The sequence below is a fragment of the Halobellus captivus genome (assembly GCF_007655485.1).
Lineage (GTDB): Archaea > Halobacteriota > Halobacteria > Halobacteriales > Haloferacaceae > Haloquadratum > Haloquadratum captivum.
The window spans coordinates 58,184-60,354 of the sequence record NZ_VJXQ01000009.1; the positions used below are offsets into that span (position 1 = coordinate 58,184).

Consider the following 2,171-nt stretch of genomic DNA (forward strand, 5'->3'; position numbering starts at 1 on the left):
TCGCACTCGGTCGCAGCTGCTGTCGGGTCGTCTGGATAGCCTGCGTCGACGCCACCAGAGCGTTGCCGCCGGAGCTCACCACTACTACTGGCGAGTTGGTCGTCGGGAACGTGGGTCGCTTCGCCGAGCGGTCGGAGGGCTTCGTAGTCGGCGTACTGGTCGGTCATCGAGTGATCTGGCCGTATCATGCTTCGTCTTCGGGTTTAAACAATGGCTCTCACATCAATCAGACAACAAAATACAACCGAAAATCAGCACTGTGGGCGTTAGACAGCCAATTCGTCCAGCGCGTCGCGGTGGGTTCGCACGGTGACCACCGAGACGTTCGCAACGTCAGCGACGTCCGACTGGGTGAGCCACCGCCCGTCTTCGCGTCCGGCCTTGTACAGACAAGCTGCGGCGAATCCGGATGGCCGAACCCCCGTGGTTGCTCCGGTCGATTCTGATGCTTCCGCCAACTGCCGAGCCCGCTGCCGGATCTGATCGGAGACGTCGAGCTCCGAGGCCAACCGCGGAACGAACGCACTCGGCGTCACGGGTTGGGCTGGCAGGCCGAGTTCAGTATTCAGCGTCGTGTATGCGTTCGTCACCCGCGATTGCTCGACGCGCGCCGACTCGGTGATGTCGTCGAGCGTTCGTGGTCGCCCGTTACACCGGCACGCCCCGTAGACACTCGCGGCGGCCATCGCCTCGATCGACCGGCCCTGCAGGAGGTCCTTGTTCTGAGCGCTGCGGAAGAGCTGGCAGGCCTGGTCACGGATCGTCTCGGATAGTTCGAGCGTACTACTGATCCGGCGGACTTCACTAAGCCCGTGTGCAAGGTTGCGTTCGGCTTTCGACTGAAACCGCCCACGCGTCTGTTCACGGCGCATCCGAGCGAGCCGCCGTCGCTTCTGTCCTGAGAGTTCGTTCCCGTTTGCATCGGTCCCGCGGCCGATCTCCGTCGACAACCCACGATCGTGTCGTGCCGCCGTCAACGGAGCGCCCGTGCGCTCCCGTTCGTCTTCGTCGAACCCTCGCCACTCCGGCCCGTGATCGATACGCTGTTCGTCGATGACCAGGCCACAGTCCTCGCAAATGGTTTCAATCGCATTGGTGGTGACCCGGCCGTCGCACTCGGGACACTGGTTCGCACTCGATTCCGTCTGGACGTCTTCGTCGAACGCCGTCTCGTAGATGTCTCTGGTTGCCATGAATACACACGAGGGGATACACGCAAATCGCGCCTCTCGGAATGCCCCTCACCCATCAGGGGGGCAAATACACACCACGGAGGACGGCGCTGACACCGATGGACTGCGGTGGCGAAAGCCCGGCCGCGCAACGGCGCGTAGCGCCGTGAGCAGCCCGGACCGTGGAGGTGGTGGGAGGTGGCGGTGACCGCTACACACCAGCAAAAAAGGGGCGCGTCGCCCCGGCTATTCCCACCAGCGGCCGCGATCTGGGAATTCGATCCTCGACCAGCCCGTGATCGCGAGACTGCACCGGCCCTGATACCAGTTCTTCTTGACCGCTCTGAATCTGACCGTTTGCCCCTCTCGAACCACCGTTTTCCCGCTCTTCTCCCAGATCGTGAATTTCGTTCGCCCGCTCTCGTCCTCGATGAGCCCGACTTGTTGAATCGAGTTGTCACTTGGAGTCCAGAGCTCGGTGATTTCACCCTGGACCGTCACCTCCCCGACTGGGACGTCCGGCACATCCGCGATGGGCACGATTGCACCGGGGACCGCCTTCAGTTCCTCCAACGTCTCCAGCACCGCCTTCGTCACGTCCTGGCCGCGCTGCACCTTCTCGGCCAACTGCTTCGCGACGACCGCTCTCGACCAGCCGCCCTGCACTTCGTCGCTGATCCGCATCGCCTGCTTGTTCACCGCCGCGAGTTCCTCCTGCGTCAGCTTTTCTCGGGGATCCGTGCGCTCCACCGGTTCGGGCTCGTCTCGGCCACACTGCTCTACGACGACCTCCCGCGTCCGCTTCGCGCGTCCCTCCTGCTCACTGAGTTCCGCCTGGGCACTGATGTGCTCCAACTCGGCCTCCCGTGCCTCGATGCGTTCCTCCTGTTCGAGAGTCTTCCCGAACATGTGATCCGGGCCTTCCTTGACCCGCGCATCTGGGTGGTTGGAATCGACTTTCGCCTGCACTTCCATGTCGACCGTCGCCCGGAACTCCGG

The 2,171-nt window shown here is 63.2% G+C and carries 2 protein-coding genes and 1 pseudogene; all 3 read right to left on the bottom strand.

What is annotated here, in order from left to right; all coding sequences use genetic code 11:
- Positions 1–167 (bottom strand): annotated as a pseudogene (locus FJT57_RS17115) (hypothetical protein); the annotation flags it as partial.
- Positions 168–266: 99 nt separating this feature from the next.
- Positions 267–1,193: a transcription initiation factor IIB gene (locus tag FJT57_RS15860; RefSeq protein ID WP_144906824.1), complete on the bottom strand. Its 927-nt coding sequence runs from the start codon at positions 1,191–1,193 to the stop codon at positions 267–269.
- Between the two features lie 225 nt (positions 1,194–1,418).
- On the bottom strand, positions 1,419–2,171 hold a 753-nt coding region (locus FJT57_RS15865), incomplete at its 5' end, for a DNA-binding protein (RefSeq protein ID WP_144906842.1).

Bases quoted from the DNA above. Each gene is read 5' to 3' on its own strand.
- FJT57_RS15860 (WP_144906824.1), bottom strand. From the start codon at position 1,193: ATGGCAACCAGAGACATCTACGAGACGGCGTTCGACGAAGACGTCCAG.